At 67.0% G+C, this 23,509-nt stretch carries 25 protein-coding genes; 19 read left to right on the top strand and 6 right to left on the bottom strand.

Features of this window, described 5'->3' with window-relative positions:
- Nucleotides 1-40: 40 nt before the first annotated feature.
- The 7 genes from RCP37_RS18070 to RCP37_RS18040 are packed head-to-tail and all read left to right on the top strand — an operon-like array spanning nucleotide 41 to nucleotide 6,745.
- A complete protein-coding gene (locus RCP37_RS18070) occupies nucleotides 41-1,135 on the top strand; it encodes an MCE family protein (protein WP_308484363.1) in 1,095 nt (364 codons plus the stop codon).
- Nucleotides 1,132-2,586 (top strand): MCE family protein, encoded by a 1,455-nt coding sequence (locus RCP37_RS18065; protein ID WP_308484362.1) that lies wholly within the window; start codon nucleotides 1,132-1,134, stop codon nucleotides 2,584-2,586. Before RCP37_RS18070 ends, RCP37_RS18065 begins: the two co-directional genes overlap by 4 nt.
- Nucleotides 2,583-3,746, top strand: coding sequence for an MCE family protein (locus RCP37_RS18060; RefSeq protein WP_308484361.1), 1,164 nt, complete (start codon nucleotides 2,583-2,585; stop codon nucleotides 3,744-3,746). Before RCP37_RS18065 ends, RCP37_RS18060 begins: the two co-directional genes overlap by 4 nt.
- Complete coding sequence (locus RCP37_RS18055; RefSeq protein WP_308484360.1) at nucleotides 3,747-5,288, top strand: MCE family protein; 1,542 nt, start codon at nucleotides 3,747-3,749, stop codon at nucleotides 5,286-5,288.
- A 20-nt stretch (nucleotides 5,289-5,308) separates the two neighbouring features.
- Nucleotides 5,309-5,815 (top strand): Rv2253/PknI dimerization domain-containing protein, encoded by a 507-nt coding sequence (locus RCP37_RS18050; protein WP_308484359.1) that lies wholly within the window; start codon nucleotides 5,309-5,311, stop codon nucleotides 5,813-5,815.
- Between the two features lie 15 nt (nucleotides 5,816-5,830).
- Nucleotides 5,831-6,250, top strand: coding sequence for a hypothetical protein (locus RCP37_RS18045; protein WP_308484358.1), 420 nt, complete (start codon nucleotides 5,831-5,833; stop codon nucleotides 6,248-6,250).
- Nucleotides 6,251-6,286: 36 nt separating this feature from the next.
- Entirely contained in the window at nucleotides 6,287-6,745 is a 459-nt protein-coding gene (locus tag RCP37_RS18040; RefSeq protein WP_308484357.1) for a hypothetical protein, read from the top strand.
- A 4-nt stretch (nucleotides 6,746-6,749) separates the two neighbouring features.
- Here the strand turns inward: RCP37_RS18040 and RCP37_RS18035 are convergent, their stop codons facing one another.
- From RCP37_RS18035 to RCP37_RS18015, 5 genes are all read right to left on the bottom strand, one after another.
- Nucleotides 6,750-7,418 (bottom strand): twin-arginine translocation pathway signal, encoded by a 669-nt coding sequence (locus RCP37_RS18035; RefSeq protein ID WP_308484356.1) that lies wholly within the window; start codon nucleotides 7,416-7,418, stop codon nucleotides 6,750-6,752.
- Nucleotides 7,415-8,227 carry an Rv1363c family protein gene (locus RCP37_RS18030; protein WP_308484355.1) on the bottom strand — a complete coding sequence of 271 codons (813 nt, stop codon included), beginning with the start codon at nucleotides 8,225-8,227 and terminating at the stop codon, nucleotides 7,415-7,417. The genes RCP37_RS18035 and RCP37_RS18030 overlap by 4 nt, the downstream gene beginning before the upstream one ends.
- Before the next feature lie 40 nt (nucleotides 8,228-8,267).
- On the bottom strand, nucleotides 8,268-8,699 hold the full coding sequence (locus tag RCP37_RS18025; protein ID WP_308484354.1) for an Rv2576c family protein: 432 nt from the start codon (nucleotides 8,697-8,699) through the stop codon (nucleotides 8,268-8,270).
- Nucleotides 8,700-8,808: 109 nt separating this feature from the next.
- A complete protein-coding gene (locus tag RCP37_RS18020) occupies nucleotides 8,809-10,437 on the bottom strand; it encodes an FAD-dependent oxidoreductase (protein WP_308484353.1) in 1,629 nt (542 codons plus the stop codon).
- A gap of 19 nt (nucleotides 10,438-10,456) precedes the next feature.
- Nucleotides 10,457-11,176, bottom strand: a complete 720-nt coding sequence (locus RCP37_RS18015; RefSeq protein WP_308484352.1) for an IclR family transcriptional regulator domain-containing protein — start codon at nucleotides 11,174-11,176, stop codon at nucleotides 10,457-10,459.
- A 108-nt stretch (nucleotides 11,177-11,284) separates the two neighbouring features.
- On the opposite strand from RCP37_RS18015, the gene RCP37_RS18010 reads away from it, so the two are divergent.
- The 9 genes from RCP37_RS18010 to RCP37_RS17970 are packed head-to-tail and all read left to right on the top strand — an operon-like array spanning nucleotide 11,285 to nucleotide 21,212.
- Entirely contained in the window at nucleotides 11,285-12,148 is an 864-nt protein-coding gene (locus tag RCP37_RS18010) for an alpha/beta fold hydrolase (protein ID WP_308484351.1), read from the top strand.
- A 1-nt stretch (nucleotide 12,149) separates the two neighbouring features.
- Nucleotides 12,150-13,847 (top strand): bifunctional 3-(3-hydroxy-phenyl)propionate/3-hydroxycinnamic acid hydroxylase, encoded by a 1,698-nt coding sequence (locus tag RCP37_RS18005; protein WP_308484350.1) that lies wholly within the window; start codon nucleotides 12,150-12,152, stop codon nucleotides 13,845-13,847.
- Complete coding sequence (locus RCP37_RS18000) at nucleotides 13,804-14,733, top strand: 3-carboxyethylcatechol 2,3-dioxygenase (protein WP_308484349.1); 930 nt, start codon at nucleotides 13,804-13,806, stop codon at nucleotides 14,731-14,733. Before RCP37_RS18005 ends, RCP37_RS18000 begins: the two co-directional genes overlap by 44 nt.
- Nucleotides 14,730-16,478 carry an FAD-binding protein gene (locus tag RCP37_RS17995; protein WP_308484348.1) on the top strand — a complete coding sequence of 583 codons (1,749 nt, stop codon included), beginning with the start codon at nucleotides 14,730-14,732 and terminating at the stop codon, nucleotides 16,476-16,478. Before RCP37_RS18000 ends, RCP37_RS17995 begins: the two co-directional genes overlap by 4 nt.
- 3 nt (nucleotides 16,479-16,481) lie before the next feature.
- Nucleotides 16,482-17,795, top strand: coding sequence for an LLM class flavin-dependent oxidoreductase (locus tag RCP37_RS17990; RefSeq protein WP_308484347.1), 1,314 nt, complete (start codon nucleotides 16,482-16,484; stop codon nucleotides 17,793-17,795).
- A complete protein-coding gene (locus RCP37_RS17985; RefSeq protein WP_308484346.1) occupies nucleotides 17,792-18,628 on the top strand; it encodes a coniferyl-alcohol dehydrogenase in 837 nt (278 codons plus the stop codon). The genes RCP37_RS17990 and RCP37_RS17985 overlap by 4 nt, the downstream gene beginning before the upstream one ends.
- On the top strand, nucleotides 18,616-19,605 hold the full coding sequence (locus tag RCP37_RS17980; RefSeq protein WP_308484345.1) for a cyclase family protein: 990 nt from the start codon (nucleotides 18,616-18,618) through the stop codon (nucleotides 19,603-19,605). The genes RCP37_RS17985 and RCP37_RS17980 overlap by 13 nt, the downstream gene beginning before the upstream one ends.
- Before the next feature lie 17 nt (nucleotides 19,606-19,622).
- Nucleotides 19,623-20,381, top strand: a complete 759-nt coding sequence (locus tag RCP37_RS17975) for an alpha/beta fold hydrolase (protein WP_308484344.1) — start codon at nucleotides 19,623-19,625, stop codon at nucleotides 20,379-20,381.
- Between the two features lie 9 nt (nucleotides 20,382-20,390).
- The gene (locus RCP37_RS17970; protein WP_308484343.1) at nucleotides 20,391-21,212 is read left to right on the top strand and encodes an alpha/beta fold hydrolase; all 822 of its coding nucleotides are present in this window, start codon (nucleotides 20,391-20,393) and stop codon (nucleotides 21,210-21,212) included.
- Here the strand turns inward: RCP37_RS17970 and RCP37_RS17965 are convergent.
- Nucleotides 21,189-21,635 carry a nuclear transport factor 2 family protein gene (locus RCP37_RS17965; protein WP_308484342.1) on the bottom strand — a complete coding sequence of 149 codons (447 nt, stop codon included), beginning with the start codon at nucleotides 21,633-21,635 and terminating at the stop codon, nucleotides 21,189-21,191. The genes RCP37_RS17970 and RCP37_RS17965 overlap by 24 nt on opposite strands.
- A 104-nt stretch (nucleotides 21,636-21,739) precedes the next feature.
- Here RCP37_RS17965 and RCP37_RS17960 point away from each other — a divergent pair, with 104 nt between their 5' ends.
- From RCP37_RS17960 to RCP37_RS17950, 3 genes are read left to right on the top strand one after another with little or no spacing between them, the layout of a single operon-like run.
- Nucleotides 21,740-22,570, top strand: a complete 831-nt coding sequence (locus tag RCP37_RS17960; protein ID WP_308484341.1) for an SDR family NAD(P)-dependent oxidoreductase — start codon at nucleotides 21,740-21,742, stop codon at nucleotides 22,568-22,570.
- A gap of 44 nt (nucleotides 22,571-22,614) precedes the next feature.
- Complete coding sequence (locus RCP37_RS17955) at nucleotides 22,615-23,280, top strand: TetR/AcrR family transcriptional regulator (RefSeq protein ID WP_308484340.1); 666 nt, start codon at nucleotides 22,615-22,617, stop codon at nucleotides 23,278-23,280.
- Nucleotides 23,277-23,474 (top strand): ferredoxin, encoded by a 198-nt coding sequence (locus tag RCP37_RS17950; RefSeq protein WP_308484339.1) that lies wholly within the window; start codon nucleotides 23,277-23,279, stop codon nucleotides 23,472-23,474. Before RCP37_RS17955 ends, RCP37_RS17950 begins: the two co-directional genes overlap by 4 nt.
- Nucleotides 23,475-23,509: the final 35 nt, after the last annotated feature.

Raw genomic sequence — 23,509 nt, 5'->3', positions numbered from 1 at the left:
TGCTGCCCGGAACCACGCCGGTAGGGCGGGGAGTGCGCTCATGCTGAAGTATCACGGCAGCCACCTCATGCGCATGGGTCTTATCGGCGTTGTGGTCGTCGCGTTCATCGTCGCGATCGGGCTGCAGCCCGAACAACTGATCCAGTGGGCCACCTGCGTGCGCTACCAGGCGCGGTTCGCCGAAGCCGGTGGCCTCAGTACTGGCGCCGACGTCACGCTGTCGGGGATCAAGGTGGGCTCGGTGACCGACGTCGCGCTCGACAACGGCGATGCCCTGGTTACCTTCACCCTGGCGGGCAAGTACGGGCTGGGCGGGCAAACCACCGCGCACATCCGCACCGGGTCGCTGCTCGGTGAGCGGGTGCTGACGGTCGAGCCGGCCGGCAGCGGCAAGATGCACCCGCTCGAGGTCATCCCGCTCACCCGCACGTCGTCGCCGTACTCACTGGTCGATGTGGTCGGTGAACTCACCACCAACACCGCCGGTACCGACACCGAGTCGCTGAACCGGTCATTGGACACCCTCTCGGACACCATCGACCAGATCGCCCCGCAGTTAGGGCCGACGTTCGACGGCCTGAGCAGGCTGTCCCGGGCGGTGAACAGCCGCAATGAAGGCCTTGCCGATCTGCTGAAGTCGGCCGCCGATCTCACCGGTGTGCTTTCCGAACGCAGCCAGCAGATCAATTCGTTGATCCTGGACGCCGACAGCCTCGTCGAGGTGCTCAACACCCGGCGGCAGGCGATCGTCAACCTGCTGGTCAGCACCTCGGCGGTGTCGCGGCAGTTGTCCGAACTCGTCGCCCAGAACAACGAACAGCTCAAACCGACGCTGGCGAAGGTCATTGAGCTGAACAAGATCCTGGAGAAGAACCGGGACAATCTCGCCAAAGCGCTGCCCGGTCTGGCGAAATACGAACTGACCCAGGGTGAGACGGTGTCCAACGGTGCTTACTACAGCGCCTATGTGCCGAACCTGTTCCTGCCGCAGTTGTTCCAGCCATTCTTCGATTACGCGTTCGGCTTCCGGCGCGGCGTCGACGCCGGGCAGCCGCCGGACAATGCCGGGCCGCGGGCCGAGATTCCGTTCCCGGTCAATGGGATTCCGCAACCAGGAGATCTGCCGCCCCGATGAAGACCCGTAATCCACTGCAGATCGCGGCGGCAGGCCTGGTGGCACTGCTGCTACTGGCGGGTGCGGGCATCCTGGTCCGCCAGACCGTCCTGAAGCCGACCCGGATCACCGCGTACTTCTCCACCGCTACCGCGATCTATCCCGGTGACGAGGTCCGGGTTGCCGGGGTGAAGGTCGGCACTATCGACCGCATCGAACCGCAGGGCACGCAGGCCAAACTGACGTTGCGGGTCGACCGCAAGGTGCCGATACCGGCCGATGCCAAAGCTGTCATCGTCGCGCCCAACCTGGTGGCGGCGCGGTTCGTCCAACTGACCCCCGCCTACCACCGCGGCGACGGGCCGACCCTTGCTGACGGCGCGGTTATCCCGCGCGAGCACACCGCTGTCCCGGTCGAGTGGGATGAGGTCAAGACCCAGTTGAACCGGCTTGCCGCCGAATTGGGGCCGCGCAGCGGAATTTCGGGAACGTCGGCGTCGCGCTTCATCGACAGCGCGGCCAATGCGATGGACGGTAACGGCGCCAAACTGCGCGAGACGCTGAAGCAGCTCTCCGGCGTGGCCCGGATCTTCGCCGAGGGTAGCGGCAATATCGTTGACATCATCTCGGGTCTGCAGACGTTCGTGACCGCGCTACGCGATAGTGATCAGCAGATCGTGGTGTTCGAGTCGCGGCTCGCCACGTTGACCAGTGTGGTCAACGACAGCCGATCCAACTTGGATGCAGCGCTCACCGACTTCGCGGCTGCGATCGACACGGTCCGGGATTTCGTGGCGGGGAGCCGCGCCGAAACCGCCGAGGCCCTGCAGGGCGTTGCCAAAGTCAGTCAGACGCTGGTCGATTCGAAGAATGCGATCCGCAATATCCTGCATATCACCCCGAACGCGATCGCCAACACGCTCAACATGTACAACGTGACCAGCGGGACCCCGGTGGGTTCGTTCGCGTTCGCCAACTTCAGCAACCCGGTTCAGGCGATCTGCACGATGACCGGCGCGATCGGCAACGTGACGTCGACGGAGACCGGCAAGCTGTGCGAGGGGTACCTCGGTCCGGCCATGCGTCTGCTGAACTTCAACGGGCTCCCGTTCCCGATGTCTCCGTACCTGACGAAGGCGGCCAGCCCGGACAAGTTGATCTACACCGACCCGGCGTTGATGCCGCACGCCGAACATCCGGGAGATCTGCCGGAACAGACGCCGTCGATTTCGGCCTACACCGGGCTGAACGGCGACGTCCCGCCCCCACCCGGGTGGACGGATCCGCTGCAGCCGCGGGGTTCCTACGCGCCGGACGGACTGCCCGCCACAGCGACGCCGCCGCTGATCCCCGGTGCGCCGCTGCCCAGTCCGACCACCTTCGACGGGATGCTGCTGCCGGGCGGTCCGCCGCCGGGGCCGCCGCCCGGCTTGCCTGGTCCGTTACCCGCGGAAGGGACACCCTCACCATGATCGGTCTCCGTTCCTTGCGGCGCAGCGCTGCACTTGCCCTCGCGGTCGCCGGTACCACCACCGGCTGTGCCTTCGGCGGTCTGAACTCGATGGCGTTGCCGGGTGTTCAGGGACGCGGTTCCGGGGCGCAGCACTTCACAGTCGAGCTGGCCAATGTCGGGACACTGGAATCCAATTCGCCGGTGATGCTCTCCGATGTGGTGATCGGCAGCATCGGCAAGATGACCGTCAGTAACTGGCATGCCAACGTCGACATCGCGGTCAACCCCGGTGTCGAGGTGCCGGCGAATGCGGTGGCGACCGTCGGGCAGACCAGCCTGCTCGGTTCCATGCACCTGGCGCTCAATCCGCCGATCGGGCAGGCGCCGACGGGGCGATTGATGTCCGGAGCCAAGATCCCGCTGAGCGACTCCTCGACCTATCCGTCTACCGAACAGACCCTGTCCTCGCTGGCGGTGCTGGTCAATGGCGGCGGGCTCGGGCAGATCGGTGACATCATCCACAACTTCAGCGCCTCGATGGCAGGCCGGGAAAGCGACATTCGCGATCTGATCGTCCGGCTGGACCACTTTACCGGTGCGCTGGACCGGCAACGGAACAACATCGTCGAGGCCATCGAAGAGATGAACCGGACGGCAACAACTTTCGCCGGGCAGCGCGACACCATCGACCGTGCGCTGAACAAGATTCCGCCGGCCATCGACGTGTTGATCAAAGAACGCCCGAAGTTCGTCACTGCCCTGACCAAGCTGGGCCAGTTCGGCGACCTGTCGGCGGGTCTGGTCAACGACTCCGGGCACCAACTGGTCTCCGACCTCATCCACATCGAACCGGCGTTGCGTTCGCTGGCCGACATCGGTCCGGAGCTCAACTCGGCGGTGGCCTACGCCTCGGCGTTCCCGTACGGGCCGAATGCGATCGAGCGCGCCGTGCGGGGCGACTTCCTGAACCTGTTCGCCGTCTTCGACCTCACCAAACCGCGGCTCAAGCGGGCGCTGTTCGCCGGTACTCAGTGGGGTGACGAGGACGCGAAACTGGTTCCGGCGCCCGGCGATCCCTGGTATCTGAACTTCTCCCAGGATCCGCTGCAAGAGCCGATCCTGCAGTCATCGGGCCAGGCCCTGCCGCAGGGAGCGGTTGGCTCGGGAGGCGGTGGCTAGATGCTGACACGCTTTGTTCGGATCCAGCTGATCCTGTTCCTGGTCGCGTCGGTGATCGGCGTGGGGGCCATGCTCTTCGGCTACATGCAGGTGCCGACCATGCTCGGAATCGGCCGGGTGATGGTCAAGCTGGATCTACCCGAGACCGGTGGGCTCTACCGGTTCTCCAACGTCACCTACAACGGGGTGCAGATCGGCACGGTCACCAACGTCGAGCTGACTCCGGGCGGTGTGCGTGCCACGTTGTCGCTGAATCGATCACCGAAGGTCCCGGCCGATCTGGTGGCCGCGGTGCGCAGTGTTTCGGCCATCGGTGAGCAGTACGTCGACCTGCTGCCGCGCAGCGACGGCGGCCCGTACCTGCACAACGGCTCGGTGATCGCGGCTTCGGACACCGAAGTTCCTCAACAGGTCGGTCCGATGCTCGATCAGGTCAGCGCGCTGGTCGACTCGATTCCGAAGGACAAGCTCAGCAATCTGCTCGACGAGACCTTCCAGGCTTTCGACGGCGCCGGCTACGACTTCCAGTCATTGCTGGACTCGGCAACCACCATCAGCGGTGACGCCAACCGAGTCTCGGACAAGGTGCGGAAGCTGGTCGATAATAGTGCGCCGCTGCTGGACTCGCAGGTGCAAAGCACCGACGCGATCCGGACCTGGGCCCGCAGCGTGGCCGGCATCTCCGAACAGGTAGCCGCCAACGACCCGCAGTTGCGCGCCATCTTGCAACGCGGACCCGGATTCGCCGACGAGGTATCGGGCCTGATGCAGGACCTCAAGCCAACGCTGCCGATCCTGCTGGCGAACCTGAACACCCTCGGGCAGGTGCTGATGGTCTACAACCCGTCGCTGGAGCAGTTGATGGTGCTACTGCCCGGATACATTGCCGCCCAGCAGTCATTCGGTCTGCCCAAGAACAACCCGACTGGTCTGCCGCAGGGCGACTTCACCCTCACGTTCGGTGACCCCAACCCCTGCACTGTGGGGTTCCTGCCGCCGTCGTCGTGGCGTTCCCCGGCCGATACCACCACAATCGACACCCCCGACGGTCTGTACTGCAAACTGCCGCAGGATTCGCCGGTATCGGTGCGCGGCGCCCGCAACTTCCCGTGTATCGAGCATCCGGGCAAGCGTGCGCCCACTGTCGAACTCTGCGACGACCCCAAGGGATTCGTCCCGATCGCGATGCGCCAGCACCTCACCGGGCCCACTGCGTTCGACCCGAACCTCCTCAAGCAGGGGATCCCGGTCGATGACCGGGTCGACTTCAGTGACCGGCTCTTCGCTCCGGTCGGGGGGACCCCGCTGCCGCCGTGGGCCACCCCGTCGGGCACACCACCGGATTCTCCACGGCCACAGGTGCCTGCGCCGCCGCCGTTGGCCGGAAACTCCGGGATCGGTGAACAGACGCCGTCGGTCGCGGTGGTGCCCTACGACCCGAACACCGGCAAGTACATGACACCCGATGGGCGCTACGAGCAGCAGACGAACCTGGTTCCCGGTTCCGGGCCCAAGTCGTGGACCGATCTGATGCCGAACTGAGTGCCGAAGGAGGACGAATCATGCGGGCACGGGAGTTAGCCGCCGCTGCAGCGGCTTTCGGCCTTGTTGTGGGGATGTTCCCGACGCCGTCGGCGCAGGCTGCGCTGGGCTTTGAGCTCAACGGCCCCTACCGGGTCACCTCTAACGGGGACTTGGCCAAGACCAACGAGGTCTTCATGAACGAGGTCACGGTTACCTCGGTGTGGACCTTCAGTTCCAGTTGCGAGAACGCGCACGTCTGTACCGGACAGGTGAGCAGCGACCAGGGCTGGACGGCGCCGCTCGAGTTTCGTACCTCCCGCTGGATCGTCGACCGCTTCCACGAGAACTGGCAGACCTGCCCGGACGGCACCACCTCGTCGGGCCGGCAGCGCTACCAGTTTCAGGGCAGCGATACCAACGGTCAGTACGAGAAACGCAACATCGACCGGCTTGTCGGCTACGACCGGACGATCGGAGTCTCGGGGGCATGCGGACGCAACCAGCCCACGGTGATCGTCATGCCGCTGACGGTGCAGCGACTCTAGGCGGTAGGGGAGACCATGCAGAACCCTCGGGTGATGAAAGTGCTCATCGCGGCGGTACTTGCCGCCGGGACGGTCGCCGGCGTGACGCCCGCGGCGCCGGCGGTCGCCGACCCGTACGTCCCGATGTGCGACGTCCCGTCGTGCACACCCGGAATCATGCCGAACGTCGTACTGGGTGCGCCGTGCTCGAACACCACCTACTTCGTCTTCGGATCCGCGGTCGCAGGGCCCTCGACCCTGCCGGGCCGACTGGTGTACTGCGCTTCGCCTCGCCGGTACGAACCGCGCTGGTTCCGCTCCCCGGAGATGCACGGCGTCAAAGAGGAGAACAGCAAGTGCAACGAATACTCCGGCGAGGTGGCGCAGGCGCCCGACGGGCTTTTCTTGACCTGTGTCGCCGACGGCGAGTCGTTGTGGCGTCGCGGTGATCTATAGCGGCACAACAATCTTGGCAAGTCGAGGAGGTCACCCATGTTTCGAACCATGATCGCAGCAGCGCTGGGCGCGTTGACCGCCGGCATCGTGGTGGCGCCGGTCGCCGCGGCCGACATGCGCTACGGCAACTACGACGTCCTGAGCAATCGGTGGACCGACGCTACGTGGGTCTGGGCGGCCTACCCCTGCGAGACGATGGGCAAGTTCGACGACCTGCCAGCCGGCTGCGTGACGGTGAGTGCGATCGACCGGCCGCATTTCTTCGGTCGCGGCTACTACGGCGGGACCGCCCGACTGGTGAACGGTCAGTACTCGTTCACCTCGGATTTCCCCAACGGTCTGACCTGTCCGTTCGGGCCCTCGATGCCGACGCGCGACACCTACACCTGGGACGCGAACACGTTGGCCGGTGTGGTCGAATCACATTTCGACGTGGGCTGTATGAATGGCCCGGGTGGAGTGAACACCTGGACGTTCGCCCTGGTCCGGATGTAACAGGCTAGACGGGGTCGAACGAGGAGATCAGCCACCGGCCGTCGTGCTTCTCCAAGCCGACCTTGACGCTGCTCATCGAGAACGAGCCGTCCGGATTGGTCTTGCTGATCGTGGTCTGGTTGAGATAGATCAGCACCTCTGCGGAACTGGGGTGCAGGGATACGAGGCCCTTGCGAACCACCGCGGCTACGGTCTGTACTTGTTTCTCCTTGACCGCCGGGGTCACGACCTTCTGGGTGAAATCGGTGTAGTGAGCGAGGAAGTCGCCGGTGAGGTGGCTCTCGGCGGCGGCGAAATCCTGCTCCATGGTCTTGGGCGCATAGGTCAACACGGCGATCGCGCCGTCGGCGGCGGCCGCCATCACGGCCTGCTCGGCCGCGGGTCCGAGTTGCTGATCGGCCCGAAGCACCCCGAAATACAGCCAGGCGGTCAGCCCCGCCGACGCCACCAGCAGTCCGGCCAGGGCAGCGGCGATCCAGCGCGCCGTGGAGACAGTCGGGCCGGCTTGCGGCTGCTCGGCCGGTGACTCTTCCGCCGGCTGCTCGCCAGACTCTGGGGCAACGTCTTGGTCTTGCAGGGCAGCGTCTTGCACGGCAGCGTCTTTCACGTCCTCGTCGACGGCCTCGGCCTCGGTCGCCTCGGGTGTCACGTCGGACTCGTCGGATTCGCTCATGCCGCGAAGTCCACCTTCGACATCTTGATCCGATCGCCTTCGTGAGCCAGGTGTACGGTGAGGCGCCAACTGCGGGGTTCCTCTTTGGCCCCAGCGATATTGGTGACCTTGGTGTTGGCCGCGACCAGCACCACCGCGTCGGCGTCCGACATCGATTCCACCCCCGCGACCGCCGAGTCGACCGTGGTGATGGTTTTCGACTTGCGGGCCACCTGGGTGAAGTCGCCGGCGTGGTCTTCGAAGTCCTTTTTGAACTCGCCGGTCGAGTTGTCGAGGATCGCCTTGACGTTGTCATCGACGGTTTCGTAATTCAGCGACATCAGCGTCACCACGCCCTGACGAGCGGCCGCGGCGTATTCGGCGGCTTGGCGCTGGCGCAGCGCCACGTTGTTGTGGTGGGCCAGCATCACCACATCCGCCGCGATCAGCCCACCGATGGTGAGCACGGCCAGCGTCGCCGCAGCCCAGGGCAGGACCTTGCGGATTCCGGTGAGCTTTCGGGGCCGCGCGGCCGACTGCCCGACGGCACGCCCGTCACCAGCCTCGTCAACGCCCGGGGCCGGCTCGGCCGCTTCGGTTGTCTCGACTCCCTGGGTGGTGTCCAGCTCGACCGCCGCAGTGGTTTCCGGCTCGGGCTCCTGCTGTGCCTTGAGCAGCTCCGCTCGGGCGCGGGCCAACTCCGCCGCCGCCTCGGCGGCTTTGGCCTCGGCCTCTGCCAGCGTCAGCGCATTCTTCGAGGCGTGCTTGGCGGCGTGCTTTCCGACGTGCTTTCTGGGACCCTCCGGCTTCGCCGGATCACGCGACGGCATACGCCTCTCCTGTCCGTTGTCCACTCAGCACCAGGGTCCCTCACCAAGTGCGGAGCGAGCAGAGCGCCCCCTTGGTACCGGCGTCGGTGGCGACCACGACGTCGTCGATCCGCAGCTCGCAGACGAAGCCGGGTGCGCCCGGTGCGGGATGCATCGCGGGCAGCGACACCACCACCATGGCCCAGTCCTGCGGATCGGCCAGGGTGGTGTCGAAGATCCAGGGCTGGCCCGGCCCGATGATGACGTCCGCCTTCGGACTGTATTGATACGGGTTGTGGCTGTACTCGCCGAAATTGGGCGGCTGGACTTCGCGGTAGTAGATGTATGCCTGGGCGGTCTCGGTGGAACTGACCGAGTAGCGCACCCGGTGCGGTGCGGTGTCATCGGCGGTCGCCGGGGCGGCGGCGGCCAGTGCGCCGCCAAGCGCTATCCCCGCAACCAGGGACGATGCGGCGATCTGCCTGCCTGTCACGGGCTCCTCCACTGCTGCATCCGCCGGAGCGGCCGCGCTGCCAAAGACTCAAATTCTTTGCAGGGAAGAATAGCATTTCCGCTCTGCCGGTGACGGGGGAACGAGCCGCTCATGAGGTCCCTGCGCCGGTGGTGGCAGCTGCGCGCCCCGCGCGGAAGCCGAACACCATGGCCGGTCCGATGGTGCCGCCCGCGCCACCGTAGGCGCGGCCGGTCACGCCCGCCATCGCGTTGCCCGCGGCGAACAGTCCAGGAATGGGCCGGCCGGTGACGTGCAGGACCCGGCCGTCGGAGTCGGTGCGCGGCCCGCCCTTGGTGCCCATTGCTCCGATGGACAGCGGCACGGCGTAGAAGGGAGCGGTGTCGATGGGCCCCAGGGTGCGTCCGGCGACTGTGCCGGCCTGCTCGTCACCCCAATAGCCGTCGTAGGCGCTGGATCCTCGCCCGAATTCGGGATCCGACCCCGCCGCCACGTCGCGGTTCCAGGCGGCCACCGTGCGTGCCAGACCCTCGGCGTCGATTCCGATCTTGGCGGCCAGGGCGGCCAGATCGGGCGATTGTGAGAACCACTCCGGGGCAGTGCCGTCGGGCGCGACGCCGAGGAATCCGTAGCGGTGCAGATGCTCGGCGTCGAACACGATCCACGCCGGATCGTTGACGTAGCCGCCGCGTGGCTCCAGGTAATGGAAGGCGCCCGCCATGGAGTTGTAGTCGCACGCCTCGTTGACGAACCGCCGCCCGGCCCGGTTGACGATGATGCTGCGCGGGCGGGTCCGCTCGAGCCGCACGCTGCGGCTGCGCTGTTCCCCGTCGATGGTGTCCCCGGGGATCCGGACGATCGGGACCCACCATGCCTCGCCCATGTTGGCCAGGTCCGCGCCGTTCGCCATTGCCATGCGCAGCGCGTCACCGGTGTTGTTCGGCGGCGACACCGCGCCGCGCATCGGCCCGCGCAGGAACGCCTCCACCAGAGAGACGTCCCATTCGAAGCCGCCGTTGGCCAAGATGACGCCCCGCCGGGCGCGTACCCGCCGCGAGGTGCCGTCGCCCTCGATCCGCACACCCATGATGCCTTGGGCGTCGGTGAGGAGCTCGACGCCGCGGCACCCGGTCTGCGGCGTGATCCCGGCGTCGAGCACACCGCGTAGCAGGCCGGCGATAAGCGCGGTGCCGGCCACGCAGATATCGTCGCCGGCCGTTGTCTCGATGTCGGCGTGCAGCCGGGCGCGGGTCTCGGCGTCGAATCCGACGTTGCTGTAGTCGGCGGGGAACGCGGTGATCCGGTCCTGCCAGGAGTCCACCCGGGAGACGTCGTAGGGCAGCGGGCTCAGTGAGCGTCCCCCGGACGGGCGGCCGCCGGGCAGCTCCGGTTTGTAGTCCGGGAATCCGGTGGCGACCTCGAAGCGGACATCGCTGTGGGCTTCGACGAACTCGACCATTTCCTGGCCGGTCTGCACGAACGTTGAGACCAGCGCGTCGTCCATCGCGCCGAAGGACTGGGCGCGCAGGTAGTCCATCGCGGCCTCGATGCTCAGCCCGGGAGCCCGGTCGTGCGCCGGAATCCAGGCGATACCACCGGAGACCGCGGTGGTGCCGCCCACCGTGTTCGACTTCTCGTAGAGGGCCACCGTCGCGCCGTGTACTGCCGCGGTGAGTGCGGCGGTGAGCCCGGCGCCGCCGGTGCCCAGCACCACCACGTCGACGGTCTCGTCCCAATCGTCATGCGCGCCGGCTGGCATTAAGGTTTCCTCTCGCATCTCAGCTCAAGATCTCGGACAGTCGGCCGGCAGCGGCCAGCACGGCGTCGCGGCCGCGCAGCACCACGTCCTCGCGGTGCGAGATCAGGTTGATGCAGGTCGGCGGCGCCGGCGGGCGGCGTCGAACCGGCACGGCCAGTCCGAAGGTTCCGGGCTCGATCTCGCCGTGGGTGACCACCCAGCCGCGCTCGCGCGTCTGCGGGACGATCTCGCGTTCGCCGGGGCGCGCGGGCATGGCTGCCAGCAGCGCGATTCCGGCGGCGCCGAGGCTGAGCGGATGGCGGCTGCCCTCGTGGAACGCGAGTTGGTAGCCGACCTGGGTGGGGACGATGACCGCGACGGCCACCTGCTGGTCCCCCTCGGCGACCAGCAGCGACACCGTGGTCCCGAGTTCGTCGGCGAGCGCGCGCAGCGTCGGCAGGCTCAGCTGCCGGACGTTGTGGTCGAACGAGGCTCCCAGTACGGCCAATGCGGCGGCCGAGCGGTACCGGCCGTCGTCTCCCTTGGCGATCAGCCGGAAGCCGGTCAGCGTGTTCAGTAGTCGATAACTGATGGTCCGGTGCACGCCGACGCGATCGGCGACCTGTTGCACCGTCAGCCCCTCCGGTGCAGCGGCCACCGCCTGTAAGGCGGCCAATCCGCGGGCCAGGGTCTGCGAACCCCGCGCGGTCTCGGCGGCAGCGTCGGGCATCAGCACGGCCTCCTTGACATCCACCCGCATGAGAGTGATGCTCTTGAATATAACGTACATACGTGTGCGATAAAAGCACGTTCAATATGGCGTAAAACGAGAATGGCATTTCCGCGCGAGCTAGGGAAGAGGTGGGCGGTGCCGGAGTTCGAGAGCGTCTGGAGTGACCTCCAGGGCGTCGCGTTCGAGCAGGGCTACCTTGATGCGCGCGGTGTGCGCACCCGGTACTTGCGGGCCGGCGACCCGGCCAAGCCGGTTCTGGTGCTGCTGCACGGCTCCGGCGGGCACGCCGAGGCCTACGTCCGCAATCTCGCCGCACACGCCGAGCATTTCTGGACCTGGTCGGTGGACATGCTCGGTCACGGCTACACCGACAAGCCCGGTCATCCCCTGGAGGTCGGCCACTACGTGGCGCACCTGATGGATGTGCTGGACGCGATCGGTGCGCAGACGGCCAGTATCAGCGGCGAATCCCTCGGCGGATGGGTTGCGGCGCGCGCCGCCATCGACTACCCGGACCGGGTCCACCGGTTGGTGCTCAACACCGCGGGTGGTTCCCAGGCTGACCCCGAGGTGATGAAGCGAATCATCACGTTGTCGATGGCTGCGGTCGAGAATCCAAGCTGGGAAACGGTCCAGGCGCGTATCAAGTGGCTGATGGCCGATAAGAGCAAGGACTACGACGACATCGTCGCCAGCCGCCAGCGGATCTACCGGCTGCCGGGATTCGTCGACGCGATGCGCGACATCATGGCGCTGCAGGACCCGCAGATCCGGGCGCGGAACCTGTTGGGGCCCGCCGAATACGGAAAAATCACTGCGCCCACCCTGGTGGTCTGGACCAGCGACGACCCGACGGCCGACGTCGAAGAGGGCAAGCGGATCGCATCGATGATCCCGGGCGCCCGGTTTGAACTGATGCCCGGCTGCGGCCACTGGCCACAGTATGAGGACCCCGAGACCTTCAACCGCCTTCACCTGGAATTCCTGCTGGAGCGCTAGCGTGGTTGCGCTCAGTGATGTCGAAGTCGTCGTGGTCGGCGCGGGACCGGTCGGCCTGACCCTGGCCAATATCCTCGGCCTGCAAGGGATTCGCACCCTGGTCGTCGAGGACCGCGATACCCTCATCGACTATCCCCGCGGGGTCGGCCTTGACGATGAGTCGCTGCGCACCTTCCAGGCGATCGGCCTGGTGGATGCCGTGCTGCCGCATACCGTCCCGAACCAGATCCTGCGGTTCTACGACGGCCGCCGGCGACTGCTGGCCGAAATGGCGCCCGCCGACGCCTGTTTCGGCTGGCCCAAGCGCAACGGCTTCGTACAGCCACTGGTCGACGCAGAACTGCTGCGCGGCCTGGAGCGCTTCGACCACGTCCAGGTGTTGTGGGGCCGGCCGATGTCCGGGATCGCCGAGACCCCCAATTCGGTCACGGTGAGCATTGGCGGCGAGGGACTGGAACCCCAGACGGTCTCGGCTCGGTACGTGATCGGGTGCGACGGCGGGCGCAGCGCCACCCGCCGGCTGATGGGCGTGTCTTTCGACGGCACCACCTCCTCGACGCGCTGGCTGGTGGTCGACATCGCCAATGACCCGCTCGGTCATCCCAACAGTGAGGTCGGAGCCGACCCGGCGCGCCCGTACGCATCGATCTCGATTGCGCACGGTATTCGCCGGTTCGAGTTCATGATCCACGCCGACGAGACCGATGAGCAGGCAGAGGATCCCGAATTCGTCGCGGCCATGCTGGCCCCGTTCTTGCCGCATCCACACGACGTCGACGTGATCCGCCATCGGCTCTACACCCACCACTCCCGGATCGCCGGGGCCTTCCGCCGCGGGCGGCTGCTGCTGGCCGGCGACGCCGCCCATCTGATGCCGGTCTGGCAGGGCCAGGGCTACAACAGCGGGATTCGCGACGCGATGAACCTGGGCTGGAAGCTGGCCGCGGTGGTCCGGGGACAGGCTGGGCCCAGCCTGCTGGACAGCTACGACACCGAGCGGCGCAAGCATGCCCGCGCGATGATCGACCTCTCCACGATGGTGGGCAAGGTGATCTCGCCGACCAACCGGCGCGTCGCCGGCCTGCGCGACCGGGTGATCCGTGCCGCCTCGGCGGTACCGACCCTCAAACGCTACGTGCTGGAGATGCGGTTCAAGCCGATGCCGCGCTATGAGCAGGGCGCAGTCGTCCATGACCAGCCACGCCGGCCCGATTCTCCGGCGGGAACCCTGTTCATCCAGCCCCGCGTCGATACCCGCAGCGGCACAGACCTTCTCCTGGACGACGTGATCGGCACTGGGTTCGCGGTACTGGCCTGGAACAACAATCCCCGGGTGCTGCTCGGCGAAGACGCCTTCGCGCGGTGGACGGACCTGGGGGCGAGCTTCATCGCGGTGCGGCCCTCGACCCAGCTGCGCTGGACTCCTCCCGGTCAGGCCGATGACCCCGCGATCACCATCGTCGGCGACCGGACCGGGGAGCTGAAAGCATGGTTCGACCGCCACAGCGAGTCGGTGCTGTTCCTGCGCCCGGACCGCTGTATCGCCGCGGCCTGCATCGCCCAGCGCGCCCCCGAGGTGAGCACACGACTGTTTGATGTGCTGGCCGTGACCGTGCGAGGGGGTGATCGCCCCGATGACACTGGCCCTGTGCTGCATGTCCCACAGTCCCCTGCTGAATCTGCCGGGACCACCCCGTGAATTGATGGACGACATCGAGGCCGCGATCGCCGAAGCTGCGACCTTCGTCGCCGAATTCGACCCGCAGCTGACGGTGATATTTGCGCCGGACCACTACAACGGGTTCTTCCTACAACTGATGCCGCCGTTCTGCATCGGCACGGCGGCCCAAGGCATCGGTGACTACGGCACGCACCTCGGGTCGCTGAACGTTCCGGCCGACATTGCGCGCGAGTGCGCGCAGGCAGTGCTGGAACACGGTGTGGACGTATCTGTTTCGGCTTCCATGGACGTCGACCATGCCGTTGCCCAGCCCCTTGAGCGGCTGTTTGGAGACGCCGCGGCGTGCCCGGTGATCCCGATCTTCCTCAATGCCGTCGCCGCCCCGCTCGGGCCGATACACCGCGCCCGCGCGCTGGGCGCGGCGGTGGGGGAGTTCCTGGCCGGTCTGGACCTGCGGGTACTGGTGGTGGGATCCGGCGGGCTCTCGCATGATCCGCCTATCCCGACCTTGGCGACCGCGCCACCGATCACCCGGGACCGGATCCTGCACGGCACCGCCATGAGCGCCGAGCAGCGCCAGGCCCGCCAGGACACGGTGATCGCGGCGGCCCGCGACTTCGCGGCGGGGACGAACGACCTCGCACCGCTGAACCCCGAATTCGACGAGCGGTTCTTGTCGATCGTGGACAGCGGCCGCCTCGACGACCTCAACGACTGGTCCAACGCGTTCATCACCGAGTCCGGTGGTGGCTCCGCGCACGAGATCCGCACTTGGGCAGCCGCGTTCGGTGCGCTCGCGGCGCAGGGCCCCTACCGCATCACCCATCGCTACTACCGGCCGGCCCCCGAACTGATCGCCGGGTTCGCCATCCGCACCGCGCAACCCACGGAGGTGATCCGGTGACCGAACCAGACCACGTCGTCGACGTGCTCATAATCGGCTCCGGCGGCGGCGGAATGACCGCGGCACTGGCCGCCGACGCCCGCGGCCTGGACACCCTGGTCGTGGAGAAGTCGCGGTACTTCGGCGGATCCACTGCGCTGTCCGGCGGCGGCATCTGGGTACCGGGGGCGCCGTCGCAGCGCCGGGAGGGCTATGTGCCCGACCCCGACGACGTCCTCACCTACCTGCGCACCATCACCGACGGGCTGGTCAGTGATGCGCGGCTGCGGCAATACGTGGATGCCGCGCCGCAGATGATGGAATTCTTGGAAGCCACCAGCTCCTGGTTCGAATTCGTCTGGAAGCCCGGTTACGCCGACTACTACCCGGAGCTGCCGGGCGGCTCAGAGCTGGGCAGCACCATCAACGTGCCCGCAATCGACCTGCGCAAGCTCGGCGACGAGGAGCAGAACCTGCTGGCCCCGCTGGCGCTAGCGCCCAAGGGGATCTGGCTGGGCCCCAAGGACCTTCGGCTCTTCTACCAAGTCCGCCAGTCGTGGCGGGGCAAAGCGGTTCTGGTCAAGCTGCTGTGGCGGATGTTTCGCGCCCGGGTGTTCGGGGACAGGATGGCCGCCATCGGCCAATCGCTGGCCGCGCGGCTGCGCCTGGCCATGGTCGAACGTGACATACCGCTGTGGCTGGACGCACCGATGACCGAGCTGATCACCGACGACTCCGGGGCGGTGATCGGTGCGGTGGTGCAGCGCGACGGCGCGACACAGCGCATCGCGACGCGCCGCGGTGTGATCCTGGCCAGCGGCGGGTTCGACCACGACTTGGCGTGGCGCCAGCAGCACCAGCCTGTGCTGGAACACGATTGGAGCTTCGGAAACCCGCTGGCCACCGGCGACGGCATCCGGGCCGGGGAACGTGTCGGCGCGGCTACCGACCTGCTCGACGAGGCCTGGTGGTTCCCGGCGGTGTGCTGGCCCGACGGGCGCCTGCAGTTCATGCTCAACGAACGCATGATGCCGTCCCAATTCATCGTCAATGGTGACGGCGAGCGGTTCATCAACGAAGCGGCGCCCTACATGGACTTCGCGCACGCCATGATCGCCGGCCAGCAGGCCGGTGTCACCCACATCCCGTGCTGGCTGGTCACCGACCAGCGATCCTTTCACCGCTACGTCGTCGCCGGACACCTGCCGATCCCGAAGATCCCCGGCGCACCCGTGCCGACCGGGCGCCGAATACCGCAGGCCTGGCTGGACTCCGGTGTGGTGAAGGCGGCCAACTCCTTCGCGGAGCTGGCCGGCGAGATCGGCGTTCCGGCCGAAAGGCTGCGCAGCACGGCGCAGCGGTTCAACGAGCTGGCCCGCGCCGGCCACGATGACGACTTCCATCGCGGCGACAGTGTCTATGACAACTACTACGGGGACCCGACGCTGCCCAACCCCAACCTGTACCCACTGGGCAAGCCGCCCTATTACGCGTTCCGCATCATCCTCGGCGATCTGGGCACCTCGGGTGGTCTGCGTACCGACGAGCACGCCCGGGTACTACGCACCGACGACTCGGTGATCGAGGGCCTCTACGCGGTGGGCAACACCTCGGCCCCGGTGATGGGCCGCAGCTACGCCGGCGCCGGCGCAACCATCGGCCCCGCGATGACCTTCGGCTACGTCGCCGCCCAACACCTTGCCGATATTTCTGATCGCCATCCTTCCGCCGAATCGCAGACTCCCAACCAATCGCCCAGGAGGTAAAACGTGAAGATCTCACTGTTCTACGAGTTCGCGCTGCCGCGTCCATGGTCCGACGACGATGAACGCCTGCTGTTCTCCGACGGCCTGGACGAGGTGGAGCTGGCCGACAAGGCCGGGTTCTCCACGGTCTGGCTCACCGAGCACCACTTCCTGGAGGAGTACTGCCACGCCACCGCGCCGGAGATGTTCCTGGCCGCGGCCAGCCAGCGGACCAAGAACATCCGGCTGGGTTTCGGGATCATGCACCTGCCCCCGGTGGTCAACCACCCCGCCCGGGTGGCCGAGCGGGTCGCCACCTTGGACCTGCTCTCCGGTGGCCGGGTCGAGTTCGGTACCGGGGAGGGATCCTCGATCGCCGAGCTCGGCGGATTCGGTATCGATCCGGCCGACAAGCGGACCCAGTGGGAGGAAGCACTCGAGGTCTCGATTCGCTGTATGACCGAGGAGCCGTTTACCGGCTTTGACGGCCAGCACGTGCAGATGCCGGCCCGCAACGTGGTGCCCAAGCCGATGCAGAAGCCGCATCCGCCGGTCTGGGTGGCCTGCACCCGGCCGGCTTCGGTGCAGATGGCCGCCCAGAAGTGCATCGGCGCACTGAGTTTCGCCTACACCGGCCCCGGCCCGCTGGCCGAGCGGGTCAACGGCTACTACAAGGAACTCGAAGAGAACGGCGTCCCGGTCACCCCGCAGGTGAACCCGAACATCCTGGCCATCGGTGGCGACCTGTCGATGATGGTGGCCCCCACCGATGAGCAGGCCATCGCGCGCCTCGGGGTCGGCGGCGGATTCTTCTCGTTCGGGATCATGCACTACTACATGACCGGCGAGCACACCCCGGGCCGCACCGGGGTGTGGAACCGCTACCTCGAAGAGGTGGAGAAGGACCCGACGCTGGCCTATGGGCCGGGCCGCGGGGCAATCGGAAGCCCCGCGACCGCAAGGGAGTTCCTGCGTGGCTATGAGGAGAGCGGCGTCGATGAGCTCATCCTGTTGCTCAACCCGCGCAGCCACGAGGCGACCATGGAGGCCATCGAACTGATGGGCAAAGAGGTGCTGCCGGAGTTCATCGAACGCGACGAGAAGGCAGTCGCCGAGAAGGCCAAGCGGCTTGAGCCGGTGCTGGAGAAGCTGGAGGCCCGTCGACAAGCGCCCACCGCACCGGCATTCGACGAGTCCTACTCATTCGGCGGATTGCCGACCGGTCGAGGCGGCACCTTCACCGCCACCGAGATCCCCGAGGCGATGGCCGAGATGAACGAGGGTCGGGTGCAGGCTGCGCAACTGGCTAAGGAAGAGCGGGAACGCGGCCAGCGGTGAGCGCGACGTCCGGACTGTGGCGCTACGACGGTCGACGGACCGTGGTCACGGGCTGCGCGTCGGGAATCGGCGCGGCGCTGGTGACGCAGCTTGGTGAGCTCGGGGCGCAGGTCGTCGGCTTGGACCGAGTCGAGCCTGCGGCAAGCGCCGACGAATTTCACGCGACGGATCTGACGGATCCGGCGTCCATCGATCGAGCCGCCGCAGCGATCCGGGCGGCGGGGCAAGTCGATGCGCTGTTCAACGTCGCCGGGGTCTCCTCGGGCATCGGTGACCCCGAGCGGGTGGTCACAATCAACTTCCTGGGCTTGCGTCACCTCACCGAATCGCTGTTGCCGGCGATGCCGGCGGGATCGGCGATCGCCAATGTGTCCTCGCTGGCTGCGGCGGCCTACCGGGAGAACGCCCAGATCACGGTCGGCCTGTTGAACTCCCATGACATGGCTGCCGGATTACAGTGGTGCCGTGCCAATCCCGCCGCGCTTGCCGACGGCGGCTACCGGCTGTCCAAAGAGGCGATCATCCTCTACGGCATGCTCAACGCCGATCCCCTGGCGAAACGCGGAATCCGGATCAACTGCACCGCACCCGGTGTCACCGAAACCCCGATCCTCGACCAACTACGCAGCAGGTATGGGCAGGGCCTTCTCGATGACATTCCCAAGCCGCTGGGGCGGGTCGCCACCGCCGACGAACAGGCTGCACCGCTGGTGTTCCTGAACAGTCCGGCGGCCGGCTACATCACCGGCCAGGTGCTCTGGGTCGACGGTGGCAACACCGGCGGCCGGGTCGCTGCCGCCCTGACGGACGGATCGACGCCGTGGCCGACCTGACCGAGTTCCGGCGGGTGGCCGAGACGGTCCGCAACTGGGGCCGCTGGGGCGACGCCGACGAACTGGGCACCCTCAACCTCATCACGCCGCAGAAGGTCACCGAGGCTGCCGGACTGGTTCGGCACGGCAAGGTGTTCCCGCTCGGGGTGGACTTCGGGTCCTCGGGACCGCAGGGCGCGCTCCAGTTCCGGCACAACCCGATTCACGTGATGACCGTCGACGGCGGCGACGTGAGCACGCTGGCGCAATACGGCCCGGAATGGCACCGCAATATCGTCGCGCAGCAGCTGGGCGAGTTCTTCGTTGACAACCCGTTCCGGTTCAACGACGACATGATCGTGATGCCGTTGCAGGCCGCCAGCCAGTGGGACGCGCTCTCGCACGTCTACTACGACGACCAGCTCTACAACGGCTTCCCGGCGGCCTCGGTGACCAGCCAGGGCGCCTACCACTGCGGGATCGACAAAGTCGACGGCAAGGGGATCACCTCGCGGGGTGTTCTTCTCGATGTGGTCGCGCACCGCGGAGCGGACACCTTCCTGCCTTTGGGCACCCCGATCACCCCCGAGGAACTCGACGAGGTCGCCCGCGCCCAGAATGTCAGCGTCGGGACCGGCGACATCGTGGTGGTCCGAACCGGTTGGTGGGAACGGTTTTCGGTGACCGGCAACGGCGCCGAACCGGGCGCGGGACTGGACTGGCGGTGCGCCTCCTGGCTGCACGCCCATGACGTCGCCGCCGTGGCCGCGGACAATTTGATGGTCGAGGACCCGGTCTCCGGCGTTGAGGGAACCTATCTGCCCCTACACATGCTGTGCCTGCGCGACATGGGGTTGATGCTCGGGGAGTACTGGGACCTCGGCGCGCTGGCCGCAGATTGTGCCGCCGACGGCCGCTACGAGTTCCAGCTGGTGGCGCCGCCCCTGCGGGTGACCGGCGGAGTCGGATCGCCGGTGAACCCGATCGCGATCAAATAGCCCGGGTTGGGAGCATCATGCGATTTGTCTTCGTGCACGGTGGGTTTCACGCAGCGTGGTGCTGGAGTCGCACCATCGCGGAGTTGTCGAAGATCGGCCACACCGGTATCGCCGTCGACCTACCCGGCCACGGTGCCCGACTCCATGAGGAGTCCACCCTGGCCAACCGCCGAGAGGCCGTGGCCTCGGTGCTGCAACCCGGCGATGTTCTGGTCGGGCACTCCGGGGGTGGCTTCGACGCCACCCTGGGCGCCGACAGTGCCCCGGATCTGGTGCGCCACATCATCTATCTTGCCGCGGCCCTGCCCAGGGAGGGCCGCAGCTACACCGATGCGATGACGATGGGCAGCGAGGGAGCGCAGTTCTTCGACACCGCGGCCGCTGACATGCTGAGCTACCTGCACTTCGCCGACGACGGGACGATGACCTTCGCCGACATCGACGGCGCGCGGCAGTACTTCTACCACGATTGCGATGACGACACGCTGCGGTGGGCCTTCGAACGACTCGGGCCGGAACGGTTCGGTGAGACGACGGTTGCGCCGGTATCGGTGCCGCACTTCTGGTCGGCCGATATCGGCCGCAGCTTCATTCGCTGCGAGCAGGACCGTGCCTATCCGCGCTGGCTGGCGGACCTGGTCTGCGGGCGGCTCGGGGTAGAGCCCCTGGCCATCGACGCCTCGCACTCACCGTTCCTGAGCCGCCCCGCCGAACTCGCCGAACTATTGGTGCACGCCACCACGACCCGGCCGACCGGTCCGCTGATCCCCGACTGAGGAGTCCCCGTGCTGGTTACCCGCAAGACCGTCGTCGTGGACGGCCTGAACACTTCGTACCTGGAGGCGGGAGACCCGTTCGGTCCCGCGGCGGTTCTGCTGCACGGCGGCGAGTTCGGCGCCGGCGCGGAACTCGGCTGGGAAAGAACCATTCCCGCACTGGCCGAGCGCTATCGGGTACTGGCGCCGGACCTGCTCGGGTTCGGTGAGTCGGCCAAGGTCATCGACTTCAACGACGGGCGCGGCATGCGGATCCGCCACGTCGCGCGGTTCTGCGCGGCACTGGGAGTCGAATCCGCTGATTTCGTGGGCAATTCGATGGGCGCGATCATGCTGCTGGTCGACACCACGTCCGATGCGCCGCAGTTGCCGGTGCGGCGACTGGTGCTCATCTGCGGGGGCGGGGAGATCCAGCAGAACGAACACATGGCCGCGCTCTACGACTACGACGCGACGGTGCCCGCGATGCGCCGGATCGTGGCAGCGCTGTTTCACGATCCGGCCTATCCGGCCGACGACGACTACGTCGCGCGGCGTCATGCATCGAGTGTGGCGCCCGGGGCCTGGGAGGCGGTGGCGGCGGCCCGGTTCCGCCGGCCCGGAGCCGAGACGCCACCACCGGCGTCGAGCAGTCGCCGCTACGAACGTATTTCGGTACCCACGCTGGTGGTCGAAGGTGCCTGCGACAAGCTGCTCCCGCCCGGCTGGGCTGTCCAGATCGCCGACCAGATACCCGACGGGCGCGCGGTCGTGGTGGACGGCGCCGGCCATTGCCCGCAGATCGAGCAGGCCGAACAGGTCAATGGCCTACTGCTGGACTTCCTGGACTGAGGCCGGGGCATTGGTGAACCAGACGTTCTCTTCGCGCAGATGCGCACTGCGCCAGCCGTCGCCGGTGCGGACCAGTTCATGGTGGTAGTAGCCACCGCAGTAGCTCAAGCCCGTCATGCCGGGCAGCTGCATGGGGTTGTAGAACATTGCCTGCGCGACTGCGGAATCGCCGCGGTATTCCAGTACTTCGATATTGGTGATGTAGTGCATCGACATCGGGATTGCCTCAAAGCCGCTCGCCAGCCAATCGGCGACTTCGTCACGTGTGCCGCAGATCGCGCCCGCTGATGAGTAGTCGATGACGGCATCCTCGGTGAACACCGACCGATACAGCGTCCAGTCCTTGGTGTCGACGGCGCGGGCGTAGCGATAGAGCAGCGCGGAGATCTCCAGCCGATCATCAGCCGAGAAGGGGCCTGTCATCCTGCCGACTCTAGGTCTCCTGACCATTTAAATCAGTCGCTTGACTGAACTCGGGGAAACGGGTTGAGTCGAACGACGAGCACGGTCGCGGCGGAAGGGTGCAGATGGGCAACGAATTGGCCGGCAAGGTGGCAATCGTCACCGGAGGTGCATCGGGTATCGGTCGCGGGATCGCCGAGCGATTCCTCGCCGAGGGGGCACGCGTCGTCATCGCCGATCTGGATCGCGAACGCGGCGAAGCGCTCGCGGGACAACTGGGTGCGGATGCGACGTTCCGGGTCGCCGACGTCTCCGAACCGGCCCAAGTGGGCGCGCTGGTCGAAACGGCCGTCGAGACGTTCGGGGGACTGGACATCATGGTCAACAACGCCGGTGTCTCGGGCACCATGCACAACAGGTTTCTCGACGACGACCTGGCCGATTTTCACCGCATCATGGCGGTCAACGTGCTCGGCGTGATGGCCGGTACTCGCGACGCCGCCCGGTACATGTCCAAGGCCGGCGGCGGGTCGATCCTCAATCTGACCTCGATCGGCGGCATCCAGGCCGGCGGCGGGGTGATGACCTACCGCGCGTCGAAAGCCGCGGTCATCCAGTTCACCAAGTCCGCGGCGATCGAGCTGGCTCATTACGACATCCGGGTCAATGCCATTGCCCCCGGCAACGTTCCGACGCCGTTCGTGGCGTCGTCGGCGGCGGCGAACCTGGATCCGGAGGACCTGGAACGGTACGAAGCGGCGATTCGCGAGACGATGCGGGCCGACCGGCCCCTGAAGCGGGAGGGAACCGCGGCCGACGTCGCCGAAGCTGCGCTTTACCTTGCCGGTGAGCGCTCCCGGTACGTGACGGGCGTGGTGCTGCCGGTGGACGGCGGAACCGTCGCAGGCAAGGCGATCCGTCGCCGCAGCAAGCCGGCGGATGCTGCAAAAAATTAAATCAATCGCTTGACTTAAACTGTGAATCGCGGTTGACTGACGCCGTGACCACCGCTGATCGGGCCGTGCGGGCTGAACGAGCCAGCAGCACGCGGGAAGCGATCCTGACCGCGGCCGAACGGCTGTTCGCCGAACACGGGGTGTTCGCGGTCTCCAATCGGCAGGTCAGCGAAGCCGCCGGCCAGGGCAACAACGCCGCCGTCGGATACCACTTCGGCACCAAGACCGACTTGGTCCGCGAGATCGAGCGCCGCCACCGAGTGCCGGTCGAACGGCTGCGCGAAGAGATGGTGTCGGACGCGGCGGATTCCGCCGAACTGCGCCACTGGGTGTCCTGCCTGGTCCGTCCACTCACCGATCACCTTGCTGCGCTAGGCAATCCGACCTGGTATGCGCGATTTGCTGCGCAGGTGATGGCCGATCCGGCCTACCACAACATCGTCGTCAAGGACGCGCTGAGTTCGCCGTCGCTGGTGCAGGTCGTCGATGGCATCAACACCTGCCTGCCGGATCTTCCACTGCGTGTCCACCAGGCCCGCAACGTGATGGCCCGAAACCTGTTGATGCACACCTGCGCCGAACACGAGCGCGCGCTGGCATCTGGAGCGTCGGCATCCGCCAGCTGGACCGAAGCCGGATCCGACCTGATCGACGCAATCGTGGGTCTGTGGCTCGCTCCGGTCACCGGAGCTCAGGGAGGCCCGCAATGAAAGTGACCGTCGACCAAGACATCTGCGCGTCCTCGGGGCAATGCGTGGGGTTTGCGTCCCGGGTGTTCGACCAGCGTGATGAGGACGGTGTCGTCGTCCTGCTCGATGAGTCCCCGCCGCAGGAGTTGGCCGACGCCGTGCGCCAGGCGGCCCAAGTCTGTCCGTCCGGAGCCATCAAGATCGTCGAGGAGTGAGCGTGACCGAAGCGTCCACCATTGCCAGCACTGCA

The sequence above is a fragment of the Mycolicibacter sp. MU0102 genome (assembly GCF_963378105.1).
Lineage (GTDB): Bacteria > Actinomycetota > Actinomycetes > Mycobacteriales > Mycobacteriaceae > Mycobacterium > Mycobacterium holstebronense.
This window is presented reverse-complemented; position numbering and strand designations above follow the sequence as displayed.